Annotated in this window: 14 protein-coding genes; 11 read left to right on the forward strand and 3 right to left on the reverse strand. The window is 40.4% G+C overall.

The features are described 5' to 3' along the window. Nucleotides 1-103 precede the first annotated feature (103 nt). The 4 genes from DI060_RS12250 to DI060_RS12265 are packed head-to-tail and all read left to right on the forward strand — an operon-like array spanning nucleotide 104 to nucleotide 3705. The gene (locus DI060_RS12250) at nucleotides 104-490 is read left to right on the forward strand and encodes an LIC20211 family lipoprotein (protein ID WP_108976995.1); all 387 of its coding nucleotides are present in this window, start codon (nucleotides 104-106) and stop codon (nucleotides 488-490) included. Further along, nucleotides 490-894 carry a hypothetical protein gene (locus DI060_RS12255; RefSeq protein ID WP_108976998.1) on the forward strand — a complete coding sequence of 135 codons (405 nt, stop codon included), beginning with the start codon at nucleotides 490-492 and terminating at the stop codon, nucleotides 892-894. The genes DI060_RS12250 and DI060_RS12255 overlap by 1 nt, the downstream gene beginning before the upstream one ends. Then, nucleotides 891-1226: a hypothetical protein gene (locus tag DI060_RS12260; protein ID WP_108977161.1), complete on the forward strand. Its 336-nt coding sequence runs from the start codon at nucleotides 891-893 to the stop codon at nucleotides 1224-1226. The genes DI060_RS12255 and DI060_RS12260 overlap by 4 nt, the downstream gene beginning before the upstream one ends. Then, a complete protein-coding gene (locus DI060_RS12265) occupies nucleotides 1198-3705 on the forward strand; it encodes a TonB-dependent receptor plug domain-containing protein (protein WP_108977000.1) in 2508 nt (835 codons plus the stop codon). The genes DI060_RS12260 and DI060_RS12265 overlap by 29 nt, the downstream gene beginning before the upstream one ends. Before the next feature lie 94 nt (nucleotides 3706-3799). Here DI060_RS12265 and DI060_RS18855 read toward each other — a convergent pair whose 3' ends face one another. Further along, complete coding sequence (locus DI060_RS18855; RefSeq protein ID WP_135355049.1) at nucleotides 3800-4168, reverse strand: hypothetical protein; 369 nt, start codon at nucleotides 4166-4168, stop codon at nucleotides 3800-3802. A 59-nt stretch (nucleotides 4169-4227) separates the two neighbouring features. Between DI060_RS18855 and DI060_RS12275 the strand changes: the two genes are divergently transcribed. Genes DI060_RS12275 through DI060_RS12290 form a run of 4 tightly spaced genes read left to right on the forward strand, consistent with a single transcriptional unit; the run spans nucleotide 4228 to nucleotide 7831 of the window. Further along, on the forward strand, nucleotides 4228-4842 hold the full coding sequence (locus tag DI060_RS12275) for a MotA/TolQ/ExbB proton channel family protein (protein WP_108977005.1): 615 nt from the start codon (nucleotides 4228-4230) through the stop codon (nucleotides 4840-4842). Nucleotides 4843-4845: 3 nt separating this feature from the next. Then, nucleotides 4846-5244, forward strand: a complete 399-nt coding sequence (locus tag DI060_RS12280) for an ExbD/TolR family protein (RefSeq protein ID WP_108977007.1) — start codon at nucleotides 4846-4848, stop codon at nucleotides 5242-5244. Beyond that, nucleotides 5241-5897 carry an energy transducer TonB gene (locus DI060_RS12285; RefSeq protein WP_108977009.1) on the forward strand — a complete coding sequence of 219 codons (657 nt, stop codon included), beginning with the start codon at nucleotides 5241-5243 and terminating at the stop codon, nucleotides 5895-5897. Before DI060_RS12280 ends, DI060_RS12285 begins: the two co-directional genes overlap by 4 nt. An 11-nt stretch (nucleotides 5898-5908) precedes the next feature. Next, nucleotides 5909-7831: a sensor histidine kinase gene (locus DI060_RS12290; RefSeq protein ID WP_108977011.1), complete on the forward strand. Its 1923-nt coding sequence runs from the start codon at nucleotides 5909-5911 to the stop codon at nucleotides 7829-7831. Between the two features lie 6 nt (nucleotides 7832-7837). On the opposite strand, the gene DI060_RS12295 is transcribed toward DI060_RS12290, so the two are convergent. Together DI060_RS12295 and DI060_RS12300 are read right to left on the reverse strand one after the other, a co-directional pair. Next, nucleotides 7838-8839 carry a TPM domain-containing protein gene (locus DI060_RS12295; protein WP_244594385.1) on the reverse strand — a complete coding sequence of 334 codons (1002 nt, stop codon included), beginning with the start codon at nucleotides 8837-8839 and terminating at the stop codon, nucleotides 7838-7840. Nucleotides 8840-8848: 9 nt separating this feature from the next. Continuing rightward, entirely contained in the window at nucleotides 8849-10411 is a 1563-nt protein-coding gene (locus DI060_RS12300) for a helix-turn-helix domain-containing protein (protein ID WP_108977013.1), read from the reverse strand. A gap of 148 nt (nucleotides 10412-10559) precedes the next feature. Between DI060_RS12300 and DI060_RS12305 the strand changes: the two genes are divergently transcribed. The 3 genes from DI060_RS12305 to DI060_RS12315 all read left to right on the forward strand — a co-directional run bounded on the left by DI060_RS12305 (nucleotide 10560) and on the right by DI060_RS12315 (nucleotide 14061). After that, nucleotides 10560-11537, forward strand: a complete 978-nt coding sequence (locus tag DI060_RS12305) for a sodium-dependent bicarbonate transport family permease (protein WP_108977015.1) — start codon at nucleotides 10560-10562, stop codon at nucleotides 11535-11537. A 2-nt stretch (nucleotides 11538-11539) separates the two neighbouring features. Then, nucleotides 11540-13381 carry an alginate export family protein gene (locus tag DI060_RS12310; RefSeq protein ID WP_108977017.1) on the forward strand — a complete coding sequence of 614 codons (1842 nt, stop codon included), beginning with the start codon at nucleotides 11540-11542 and terminating at the stop codon, nucleotides 13379-13381. Nucleotides 13382-13443: 62 nt separating this feature from the next. Next, nucleotides 13444-14061, forward strand: a complete 618-nt coding sequence (locus DI060_RS12315) for a TetR/AcrR family transcriptional regulator (RefSeq protein WP_108977019.1) — start codon at nucleotides 13444-13446, stop codon at nucleotides 14059-14061. Nucleotides 14062-14065: the final 4 nt, after the last annotated feature.

A 14065-nucleotide genomic window follows, 5' to 3' on the forward strand; every position in this document is an offset into this window, starting at 1 on the left:
AATACGTAGCGTTGACTCCCAATTCCGTAGAATGACCTAAGTTGGGAGATGGATTTCTTGACTAATTCTAGAATGGTTTACATTCGAGTTGTCGGAGAAATCTATGAAACATTTCAAACTCTTTACCGTATCTGCTTTGCTTCTATTCATATTCGGAAATTGTGCCTCTTCAACAGTGGGACTTGCGACAAGCAACAGACCGATTCCTAACACTACCTATGAAACGATTAAAACTGTAGATAAGGTTTTTACATGGTACTCGATCGACATCATCTTAATTGGGGCAAGTACAGACACTCCTCCGATTGATAAAATCTATTCTGATTTAGTGGGCACAGAGGAAGCAGATGCCATTGTGAATATTCGCTATTACAATGAAAAAGCAGTCTTCGGTCCTTTTCTCCGCCATAGATTTGGAATCAAGGGAGATTTGGTTCGTTTTACCAACGCAAACGCGAACACTACGACTACAAAGGGAAAGACAAGATAATGAAATTCCGAGCTCTGAATTTCAGCATACTGTCAATTGGGCTTTCCTTATGTTTCCTCAATTGCATTGGTATGAAGGTCAGAAATGAGATCCATTTGTATGATGCAGCCACTAATTTCTATTCCACCAATTATGTTGTCTTGGGCAAAGGAAAGGGTGAAGACACCGCATTTTTTTTGTTAGGTATGATTCCAGTAACAAAGGCTCCTAGCATTGATTTAGCGATGAGCCAAGTATTGGAAAAATTTCCGGAGGGGAGATCTCTTGTTAACATCCAAATCATTCGCGAGGATAGGCCTTATTTTCCTCTCGGCCTTGTGACAGCTGTCGTCGTAGTGGCTGATGTGATCGGTGAAAAGAAAATAGAAGAAGATACAATACAAACAAAGGAGAAAAAGAAATGAAATCAAAATTAATTTTTTTGCTCCTACCATTCTTCATTGCATGTGGCCAAGAAGCAGAAGTTGTAGATGTGAACGACGCTCAAAGTCAAATCTATGCCGCTGCAAAATTTGCCGCTGACCGATGTGGTTCTCAAATTCCGAACCCACCTCTAATTGTGGTAACAAAACCCATTAAGCGAAACTTAGATCTTTGTACAATTTCGATCACAAGAACAGGATGTCCTTTTGTAGGTTATCCTTTACCTTGTCTCCTCATTTACAGTCAAAACGAAACAGGCGATCTTCCTTGGTATGTGAACTTCAATGGCATCAGTAAAATTCAAATTAAATAATTATCTAATCGTTCTCTTCTTGCTGTTTTTCAGCCAACCCATGTTTGCCGTAACTCTGAAGTTACGTTTTTACAATGCTAAAACAGAGACAGGCGAGAAGAATCTAACCGTCATGGTCTTTGAGACAAAAAAGTTTTTCCAAACAGATGGTGAAGGAAATGTAAATATTGAATTTCCAAATGCCGGCGAATATACTTTGCGTCTACTCCGAGAAACAGGACCAACTGATATAAAAATCAGCGTCAGCGGGGATGAAACTAGAACTGTTTACACTGAGCGTAAAGCACCTCCCAAAGGTGGCATCACTGTGGAAGGTGAACGTGAGAAAACTGTCGCAGCAAGGACAAAGGTTCGCTATGAAGAAATCAAAAGGATGCCAGGAACTTTTGGGGAGGCATTGCGGGCTCTCGAGACTTTACCAGGTGTGATTCCCAACATCGGTTTTGGTGGTGGTGCGAATGGAATCATTGTCCGAGGTGCAGACCCTCAATCAAATACCTTTCTCTATGATGACCTCCCAATTCTTTATGCCTTTCACTTAGATGGACTCACTTCGGTCATCCACAACGACTTGATCAAAACGATTGATCTATACAGTGGAGCATACCCAGCAAACTTCAACAATGCGACCGGTGGTGTGATCGAGATAGAAACAGTAGATGCCGTACAAAAAACGAAAGGGGCATTCCAAGTTTCTCTTTGGAATACGACAGCCTATGCGGCAACCCCGTTTGCGAACGGCAAGGGATATGTAGCTGTCGGCGGAAAATATGGCTATTTGGATAGAACTCTCGGGCAATCTGGTTTATTGCCAGATGGCATTCGATTGCCAAGATATAACGACTCTCAGGTGAAGTTTGTATACAATTTTTCACAAGAACACCAAATCGCATTCTACAACCTGACCGCACAGGACAACTTTGCGATTGCAGCACCCAACAATGGTGCAAATGACCCAACAAAAGATGAGCTTTCAACTTTTGCAGGAGGTCGTTTCTCGGTAGGATTGAGTTTCCGTACAACTGCCCTCAGGCACACTTGGACACCAAGTGAAAAATTTCAAAATCGACTTACATTAATTAACTACGACCCTATCACGGAAAATAACATTTCTTTGGGTTCCATCCAAGGGAAACAATTTACACGTGCTCTCTATGTAGGGCTTAGGCAAGATGCCACATGGACGGCTACTAGCCAAATCAAGGTGGATTTTGGTACGGAATACCGTAAACTTTCGTTCAATGATTACGGAACCGAGATCCAGTTGCGCGATCCAACCAATCCATCACCAAACCCATACAATACGACCAATCCCGACTTCGTATCCAGACCTTTATCAGTTCGAGGAACTTCAGGATATTACAACGGATATACAACGATCAAAGCGAAGTTCGGAAATTTTGCTTTCGAACCAGGCGTGCGTTATGACCATTTAGAGATCACTCGGAATGGGGCACTTGGGCCTAGGGCCACCATTTCTTATACCTTCCCCGAAGTTTTAAATGGACTCACTATCTTTGGAAATGGTGGGGATATGGCGCGGTTTCCGCAGACTACTGTCTTCAACCGAGAAACAGGAAATCCAAATTTGGAATTTGAAAAGGTGAGAAAGACTGGTGGTGGTTTTAGCTTAAAGTTTGGCCAAGTCTACGAAGTCAAAATCGAAGCCTTCAAAAACCAATTCCGTGACACAATTGTGAATGATCCTTTTGCTTCTGTGCCCATCGGTTTGAACCCTGACAAAAGCCAATGGCTGAGTAACCCACTCGTCTCTAACCGTTCCTTAAACTATTCCAATAAGGGAACAGGATGGTCACATGGATACGAAGTTCTATTGCGAAAAAATTCCAAACAAGGATCTCGCGACTGGTTTGGTTGGGTTTCGTATACTTGGTCCCAAACTTTCTACAATTCCAATATCTACCGAGTGTATGATGGTGATACCTTCCAATACAGTGCTGTAGAAAGGCAAGTCATAGCCGAGTATTACAACAATTCGAAAGAACAGCTCGCAACATGGGACAGAACGCACGTTGCGAACGTAATTTACGGATGGAGAATCAACGAAGACTATCAGTTAGGTGGTAGATGGAGCTATCTTACCTCAGTTCCCTACCAAAGGGTGATTGGTGATGACGGTGGTCAGTTTTCAAACCCTGCCAACGGACAAACCTTTTGGAATGCACGATACTCCAATAACCCATACACAGCAGAGTTTGGAAATACAAAGAGAGGCGCCGATTATCATAGATTGGACATTCGCTTGGATAAATTTGAAAATTATTCATGGGGTTATATCAATTGGTACTTAGAGATCGTGAACGTTTACTTACGAAAGAATACAAACGGAGAAAGTTTTGATAACTCAAGGCCATTCTCAGGAACAAACCCAGTTCCTTCCCAAACGTTCGGTACTTTAGAACTGCCCAATCGAACAGTCATCCCGTTCTTCAACATTGGTATGGAGGCACATTTCTAATGAAAGTTTCTCTTCCACTTCTTTTGGCTTTTTTAGTCACGTCTTCACTCCTCTTTTGCAGGCCTCCAGAGGACAACCAGTTCGAAGAGCGTTTTCAAACCACTCTTTGGATTGCACTTGTCAATGCACCCAACGACCCAACGGGAGCTTGCGTAAATGCATCTAAAAAACGAAACGAATGTCTGTTTGCACCGCTTACCGCTTTGGGAGAGGCGGCACCCTCGGTCTCTGATGAGACATACACGAGCCAATGCAATACAATCCTTACAAGCTCTGCCTTTAACCAAATGTCACAGAGAGGCCAAACTTGTGTATTGAATTGCCAAAATACGGACTGGACTACCAAACTGGCTTCTGGAGAGTGTAGAGTTGCAACCACAACTGCTCTTTTCAATTCCAATGCTTCAAATCCAACTGTTAATTCCTGTATACGAGGTTGTTTCCAGGCGACAAACAGCAACATTACAAACGCCGATATTTCGCGATTATTGATCTATAACTATATTCAAAACGGAGAGTAAAATGCAAGATTTTGTAGAAATAGGGGAAAATTTAGTCTTTTTAGCCATGACCATTGCTAGTGTCATTGCTTTGGGTGTTTTTTTGGAAAGAATTTTATACTATCGAAAGTCGATGGGCAAATTGAATGACCAATTTCTAACAGAAGTTAGACATGCTTTGCATGAAAAACCAGAAGTTACATGGGAAGCACCGTTAACACATACTTCTTCTTATTGGAGATTCGTACACTTTGCACTTCGTCAAATTGGTATGAACAGAAAAGGATTAGATGAAAGCTTAGAAGGCCAAATCATTTCTGAAAAAATAGAATTTGAAAAGCGCCTGCCTATCCTCAACACTTTAGGAAATAACGCACCTTTCATTGGTCTTTTAGGGACTGTTTTAGGTGTGATCAAGGCTTTTTATGGTCTAGGTACACTCGGTGCTTCGGGAGCGGACGTAGTTATGCGATCCATTTCAACTGCGCTATTGGCTACCGCGGCAGGTCTTGGTGTTGCGATACCAGTTGTAATGGCAAATAACTATTTTTCAAGAAAGTCGAAGGTAATCCTTCAAAATCTTGAAATACTCAAAAAAGAATTCATCGCTTTCCAAATGAATAAAAACAAGGTGTAACAGATGGCACAGTCGAGCTCACAAGAGGAAGAAATCGGAAGTATAAATATCACTCCTATGGTGGATGTGATTCTGGTGTTGCTTGTGATTTTTATGGTCACTGCAAACTTTCTAAAAAAAGAAAGTATCAACATCAATTTACCAAAGGTGCAAGCTGCCGATCCAAACATTGCAGAATCCATTCAAGTGGCGATCACCAAAAATGGAGCTGTCCTTTTAGAAGGCAAAGATATTCAAATCCCAGCATTGATGCGAGATTTGGAACGTAAGGCAAAGTTAAAACCAAATATGCGCCTTACACTCTCTGCCGATGAATCCTTGCCTTATGGAAAAATCACTGAGCTAATGGGATTGATCCGCAAAGCAGGCGTTACAAAGATCGCATTAAGTGTAAAAAAATGAAAAAGTACCTCAAATATATTGCAAAGTTCTCACACTCAGTTCGCCAAAATCGGGAACGACTTTTCCATTTGTGTTTGGCACTTAGCTTTATATTACATACAGCTTCCTATGCTGCTTATCGAATCAGCCAAATGCAGGTCGATGAAGAAGTGAGCGAAAACACTGAGTTTGAAGATGTGGATATGAACTTCGATGATATTCCTCCAGAGCTCATTGGAGGCACATCTTCACCTGCACCTGTAGAAAAAAGCGAATGGATTGAAGGGAGCAACAAAAACAAAGAAGATGAGCCAGATAACTCAGACTTAAACCCAAACCAACTTTCTGGAAATGGTACTGACAAAGATGGTTATCTTTTCTCATTCAATGGAGATAAACCACCAACTCCTATCGTTGATTTTGATTTAAAAGATTATTTTCCAGCTCAGGCAAGGGCTGCCAATATCTCAGAAAAAACTGTGATTTTAATGGTGCAAGTCAACGAAGATGGGACTTTGGAATCTGCCAAAATTGTAAGTGGAAAAGCAGGTTATGGGTTTGACGAAGCTGCATTAAAAATTGCGAGTAGACTTCGCTTTAGCCCTGGTTACGTGCAAGGCCAACCCAGGAAAATGGCCCATAGGATGCCGATCAATTTCAATCTAGAGGACTAAGTCCAAAGGCTATGTGGGCAAAGATCCAAAAATCTCTCACATCGCCTTTTTTGGTTCTTAGTATTTTTACGGTTGTATTGATTCTTCTCCTTCATTATTTCGTAGTCTTACCTGTATTCTTCGGTGATTCGTTAAGGCGTCATTCCCATGTAAAGATTTTGGATTTGACGGAAGTTCACTACATCCTTGGCGATATTGAAAGATTTCCTGATGGTAGGTACAATTTTCCTTCTACGGATAGTTTCGATTGGCCTAAATCGACCACTTATTTAGATACCGATGCTTTGCTTAGGATCGCGGCAAGCGAAATCATTTGGTTTCGTACAGAAGAGATCAATACTAAAATCAATCCTGAAGATTATACTCTGATCACACACAATGGGACAAACTTTGAGATCTATGCAGAGGATGGAAATCTCCTCTATCAATACAAAAAAAATCCTCTGAGCGATGAGGTGCCCGAATATCATGAGTTAGACTATTCCTGGGTGCCCATTGGAAAATTTCCTTCAAAAAGATATTATATTAAATACTTTCATGGGAAAAATCTACTCTTTAATATTGATTTGGTTCAAAACATGGTTGGGCCAAAGGATGAAGTATTGGTCCATTTCGCGAAGTCAAATCTCACTTCTCTGTATACTCATTCTTTTTTTGTTGTGATTGGAATTTTTACCGCCCTTGTCTATTTAATCCAATTCAAACGAGGCTATCATGCCCTATTGGACTTTGCTTGTTTCACATTTTTAATTGGAATCATTGGTCTAACGAGCAATCAATTCATAGAGTTTATCTCATATGATAGAAATGCGATCTTCATTGTTTCAACCATTTGTGCCAATTTTGTATTTATTCCAATGCACTCAGGACTACGTCGCTTATTCCCAGATGATCGATATCACTTGCTCTCGATACTTATATTTACAAATCTTATCATTGGTCTCATCAATATATATGTACGATTACACTTCAACCAATCTCCTATCTTATTGGAATGGATCTTACGTTTGAGGATTTTTTATCTTATTTTTGCGATTCTAAATTTTCTCTGCCCGATTTACGTTGCATACAATGCATGGAAACGCGGAAGTGAGATCGGCCTAGGCCATGTAATCGGTTTTTCAATCACACTTGTTTTAGTCGCTATCGAGATTTACTTATCTTTCCAAGACCAGTCTCAACTTAGGAGTCTTGCGTATTGGGGAGTTCTATTTGGTGTGTTCGCGCAAGGATTAGCTCTGGAAAAACAAATTTTCTCTCATAGAACCAAGATGATTGAGTTTGAAGAATCTCTCCTGAGGGCAGAAAAAGCACTCAAAGAAGGACAATTAAAGGCACTTCAGACAAAACTCAGCCCGCACTATCTATTTAACTCATTAAATACAATACACGCTCTGCACCTAACAAAGCCGAATCTAGTAGGTGAGGCCATAATCAAACTTGCAAATAACTATCGATTTTTGTCTGACAAGGCAGAGATGGATTTAATATCTTTTGAAGAAGAATGGTCTTTTGTAGAAGACTTTTTGCATATGCAAAAAATCAGATTCTTTGACACAGTGAAAATTCACCTAACAAAGGAAGGTGATTTTTCGCAAGTATTGATCCCCCCGCTCACCTTACAACCGATCGTTGAAAATGCCTTTAAACATGGGTTTCGAAATTCTAGCTCACAAAATTGGCTAGTAGAAGTTTCGGCAAAATCGGATACAAAAGGAAATGTGCTCATTCGCATAGCCGACAGTGGCAATGGTCTAGACGCAAACTTGGAAGAAAACCAAGAAAAAATTTGGAGCAGATCTCTAGGCAACATCAAAGCAAGGCTAAATCATTTTTATCGTTTTGCTAAAATCAAAATTAGCGCAAACCAACCATCTGGTCTTGTGATCACTATCCATTTAGAAAACTTACAAGAGAACGCGCTAAGAACATAGATCTCATTACCAACTTCCGGAACTCCCTCCACCGCCAAAGCTTCCCCCTCCCCCACTGAAACCTCCGCTACTACGTCCTCCGAAACTAGACGAAGAACTTCTACTGGAACCAGATCCACTTGAGCCACTACCAATGCGGTCAAATGATTTCATTTTCTTTCTCCCCCAAGGAGTGAGAAGTAACACGAGTTTGATTAAGACAACACCAATGCTATAGCATAGAAACGTGATAACTCCTATATCAAATCCATGTATGACAATAGGAAAGATACTCCAAAAGGGGAAAAGAAAAAAATAGATAAACCAACCCATGTAAGGTGTTATGATCGCGGCATGAGTAAACACTCCCAATACAAATAATACAAACACGGTCACAAAAATTTTTATGGGTAAAGGCAATGCTTCATGCGAGCCAGCCAAGTCAGCCTCCCTTAGCGATTGAATGAAAGGATGATCATGTAAAGGACCTAAATAGGGATCAACAATACTTTTGGGAAGAGTATATGTACCGCCTATGCCACCAATGATCGAATTGATTCCAGTATCTATCCCCTTTTCAAAATCATCTTTCTTAAAGTAGGGTGTGATTTCACTTCTGATGATACGATTACAGAGAACATCCGTTAACTGACCTTCTAAGCCATACCCAACTTCAATCCTAAGTTTTCGATCAGATTTCGCAATTGTAAGCAATACCCCATTGTCATAATTTTTTTGTCCAATCTGATTCTTTTCAGCCATGCGAATAGAGAAGTCTTCAATGCTGTCGCCTTCCAGACTCTCAATCACCAAGACCACTATTTGATTTGTGGTTTGGCTCTCATACTTTGCTAATTTCTCTTCTAAATAGGAATGAAACTCTTTCGAAAGAGTGCCAGTTTCATCAGTCACTCTTTCCCTGAGTATGTATGCATCTTTCGCTTGTAAGGAAAGACAAAAGAGAAACAAAATGACCAAAACAAATCGATTCATACCAAAGAAAGCATAAACATTTTTAAAGAAATGCAAATCTTTCTTTCAGGAAATGTCTTTTGATTTGGAATTCACATTCATTTTTTTAAAGGCATTGGGATGAGAACCAGTTTGTTTTTTGAATTCCGAATAAAAAGCGGATCTGGATCCAAAGCCAGAATTTTTCCCAACTTCAGTAACATTCATATCGGGTTCAGAGATTAAAAGAGACTTTGCATGGGAAATTCTGTATTTGTTCAATAATGAAGGAAAATTTGATTTATAATGTGTATTAACCAAGTCACTCATCTGGTGGTATGTTATTCCCAAAAGTTGGGCCGCTTTTTCCTCTGAAAAATTTGGGTCTAAATAAACTCTTTCTTTTTCCAAAAGTTCGTTTAAGCGACTTGTGATTTGGACAAGATCCACATTTTGAAATAAATTTCGATTTTTCAAGGCCTGTAGGCCTTTTTCTTTTCCTCCCTTGTGCGCTAATAAAAGGCTATAAGCGATTTGAAAGGGAAGCCATACTACCGAAGAATATATTACGTAAACTTGGTACGGATAAAAATCTAAATGATACAAGACTCTAAAAAATATCAGCAATAAAAAGACCATCCAAGTGATCAGGTAAAGTCTTGGCCTTGTATTTTGTGTTTGGCCAACATGTGTTACATAAAGCCAATAAAATGCTAAGATAAAATTGATCAATGCAACAAAGATTCTGTATTCTCTGAATAGATCTGAATACGGAATGATAAGATACAGCAGACCAGAAATAGCAAACAGCCAAAAGATTCCCTTTTTGTACAACCGCTTCTGATTTGAAAAATCAAAACTAGCTAAATATAAGAAGAAGGCAAATTGTAAAAGTGCAAACCAGATGTAAAAAGAATGTGTTACTAAAAGATTTGATTCTCCAAAGATAGAAGCAGGCACTTTACCGTGCATACAGTACACAAGCAAATAAAACGATGCATAAAAAAATACGAGGGCAAGAAAGACCGGATTTCTATTTTTGAAAAACATTTGCAGACCCCAAGCCAAAAAGATGAGTCCCATGAAACTAAGACTTACAAATGCTAAAAACCTCACCATCAGTATGCCTCTGTATTGGTCCTCACTCAATAAGCGAATCGGATAGTTCAAATCATCGGTTGTCCTTACGCGCAAATAAAAAACCTTCCTCTCTTTTGGAGAGAGGGAAATTTGAAAATGAGGGAAAGGAGAAAGAACTCCAAGCCAAGACTCCCAATGGTATCCTGCGTATTGGTCTAGGATTTGGCCATCTGTTGACTCGGAGCACAACTCGAGATCAGGGATGTGGATCCACTGCAATAGGATAGAACCTTTCCAGGGGATCTCGTTTTCGTTTTCGAGGGCAAATCTGAGCCAAATCCTGGGCTCAATCACTGATATGCGCAGTGCCTCTTTGCTCCCATTTTTAGCCCATTCCTTTGCCTTCAGTGAGGCGAGTGAGGCATGGTTGCAGATAAACTGATTTTCCGTAGCATCCGACCTGCGGTATTCCACCCGACCACTCAAATTGACCCCACCAATTTCCTTGGGCCCAGGCTGGCAGGAGATGAATACGAGGAGAATGGCGAGGAAGAGAAAGATTCGGCGCATCTAATGGAAATCCTCCTACTCTGCTTTCGGAACGCAAGCCCGCTTTTCCTTGGATTTTGGAAAAATCCAGCCTTTTAATTTGTCCAATTTTATATTTCTGGACACTTTTTGGGCACAAACATTTCCTCGACTTAGGAGCATAAATCCCATGGACTACCAAGCAATGGCCAACAACCTTTTGAACCCACCGGTACTTTTTTTCTTTTTAGGTATGGGTGTGATTCTATTCAAATCAGATCTGAGATTGACGGACGGAGTGTCCAAATTTTTATCCTTATATCTTTTGTTTGCAATTGGCTTCAAAGGTGGACATGAACTATTTCACTCCCCCTTCCAAGAAGAGCATCTACTTACATTGATCTCCTGCATGTTTATGGCATTTTTCATTCCGATCTATTCCTTCTTTATCTTTAGATTGAAGCTGGATTACCATAACTCGGCAGCTCTTGCCGGAAGTTTTGGTTCGATTAGTGCGGTCACTTTTGTGACTGCCGGTGCTTTTTTGCACAACCTAGGTTACGAATACCAAGGATTTATCGTAGCTGGAATGGCTCTTATGGAATCTCCCGCTATTGTCATCGCTGTTATTTTGGATCGCTTGGCAGGACAGAAAGACAAAGGCGGTGAGTCAATCCAATGGAAAAAACTCCTTCACGAAGCTTTCTTTAGCTCTTCGGTTTACATTCTGATCGGCTCACTTATCGTAGGCTATCTTTCCGGTGAAAGTGGATGGAATACAACAAAACCATTTACTGAGGATATATTCAAAGGATTGCTGAGCTTCTTTCTTTTGGACAAAGGAATTGATGCGGCTAAGCAAATGAAGGATCTAAAAAATACAGGAGTCTTTCTCATTCTTTCTTCACTCGTGATAATGGTAATCAATGCTTTAATTGGCATCGCATTGGTGAAGATCATAAAGATGCCTCTAGGAGATTCCTTAATGTTCGTAGTCTTGTGTGCATCGGCTTCTTACATTGCTGTGCCTGCGGCAATGAAAGATTCCATACCAGAAGCAAACCCGAGTATGTACCTCACGGTTGCCTTATCCATTGTGTTTCCTATCAATATCATTTTCGGAATTCCACTTTATTTTCAAATTCTGAAAGAACTTGCTGGGGTGTAGCCTTGTTTGCAAAAGGCAGGCAAACCATTCAGTCGTATTTCTTTTCTGGGCTTCTTTTGTTTCTCCTTTGTATTTCTATTTCGATATTGGGAGAAACAAAAACGGAAGAAACGCAAAGCCCTGAAAAGTACAAATCTCCGATGGCCACAAAGGGGATAGAACCAGAATACGCAAGGCATATGTTTGTGGAGCCTGAGCTTGCCGCAAAGGTAAACAAACAAACTTCCTTCTGGGTTAACGATGTTCTTCGTATTGGATTCTACTTACGGCCTAGACAGGAATCTCGTTATAATTTGGATTTCAATCGCTCCAATGCTGCCTATGTGGACAGAACAATGCAGACTTCTTCCTTATTCTTACTATTTGAGCCAAATGAGTACGTAACGGGAAAGATCACCATTCAAGATGCAAGAGTATGGGGAGGAGACTCGCCGGCAAATGTTGGTGATATTCGAGCTGTTTTTTTTAACAATACACCTAGCATAAGTAGTTCAACACAGACAAATTCCGCAGCCCTAAACACTACTGGCATTCGGGAAGCATTTGTGATGGTAAAGAAACTACCTTTGCAAATGAAAATGCAAGTGGGACGACAAATCTGGGCCTATGGCGATCAACGTATGCTAGGTGGTGCCAATTGGACAATCAATGGATTGTCCTTTGATGGGATCAGATTGATGTATGATGAATCAAATCTAAGACTACATATATTTGCAGCAAGACCATACTGGACTCAAAGTGGCGTGAACGGAGTCGTATCTGCAAATGATCCTAAAGTAAATTCGAACGCCAAAGGATCCGATACGACAATCTTCGGAACCTACAATACCATTAAACTTTTTGATGCGGTTGCATTAGATCTGTATTCAATCAACGTCGTTAGAAAATGGATACCCAATACATTCAATACCGCAACAGGATTGCCAAATCCTTCTCCCCATGACCCATTGGCTCTCAACCGGGCAAAACAAAACCAAGAATTGTATACTGTAGGATTTCGGCTTACCAACCGAACAAATGGTAATTTCCTCCCAAAAGACAAGGCATGGGATTGGACTTGGGAGAGTGCCTGGCAAGGTGGCTATACTGGAAGAAGAGTCCAAGAAAGATTTTTGGGTTCTTATTTGACTGGAAGTTTTCAGAACGTACTCACAGAAAGGGAAAAGTATTCAGGACAGATGCATGTTTTTCAAACGGGCTATACTTTTTTCGAAAAACTGAGATTAGGTGCGCAATGGATTTACGCCTCAGGAGATAAGAATCGAACCGATGGAAGTTCTTCGTCCTTCCAAACACTTGCAAATCCAAGGTTTTCTACCATACCCTATTTTAATAATTTTGCAGGTATATCAGAGAACATAGATACAAAAAATATCATTTCAAGAAGTATATCTGTTTCCTACCAAACGGAATCTTACGGAACATTCCAAATTTCTTATTTTCAAAATGACAAAGCAGAAAAGCAAGATGCTTGGTATGCAATCAATGGAGCTGGCAATTCTACTGCTAATATTGGGCTAATGAATAGTTCTCCCGTTTCGCCTGACAAAGGAAGTACGGAGAACTTTGCGGACAATCCATATGCACAGCCTTATCGTCTTGGCAAAAGATTATATACAGAAGTTGACCTTACCTGGATGGGCTTGATCAATGACAATGTCTCCATTTGGATTGGAGTTGGGTATCTACGAGCAGGTGATGCGATCGCAAATTACCGCAATTCGCCCATAGTCTTCAATCCCATTACAGGTAATTTTGATTGGAATGCAGATGCTTTCCTAGGAAGGAATACCCTTGCAAGGAATGGCTCTATGGCCTATTTCCAAGTAAATGCTGCATTTTAAAAAAAGTTCGATTTTTTTTCCCTAAGGAATTTGATAGTTTCAGATTCCCCAAGGAAAGATGATTGAGCAAAGAAACGAAACAAAGACGAGTTCGCAATAGCCTTTCTCGCGAAGAGATTCGCAATGTTTCTCTCTTGATTCTCAAAGAAGAAGGCATTGATGCTCTTTCCATGCGTCGGATAGCTCACCGTTTGGGATGCAGTGTTGCCAGTCCTTATTCATATTACGAAAGTCAGATTGATTTGGTCAAAGACCTCATTAAACACGGCGAAGACGAACTTCTGGCTATGTTAAAAGATGCTGTGCCACCTGGAGAGAATGTTTCCACCTTTGATAAGTTAGCGGGCATCGCCCGTGCTTATTTTCGATTTGCAAGTATCAACAGAGAACTTCATAAAATCATGTTTGTAACAGATTATGGAGCCTTACACAGAAAAGCCTTTCCGCAACTTCCAAAAAGTTATCGATTCTTTTTGGAAACTTTACGGGAAGGTTTTGAGACAGGCGAAATCAAATACCCGATACAAGAATACACTGCCATTGCACGGCTTATGTGGAGTTGGATGTATGGCTTGCTTGTTTTGGATATGACTGGCATGCTGCGAAAACGCAAATCAAGCGAAAATCCAATTGAAGAGGGAATTTCTTATTTCCAGAAACTCCTCTCTTCAAATCCATAAAGCA

It is taken from the genome of Leptospira ryugenii (assembly GCF_003114855.1).
GTDB lineage: Bacteria > Spirochaetota > Leptospiria > Leptospirales > Leptospiraceae > Leptospira_A > Leptospira_A ryugenii.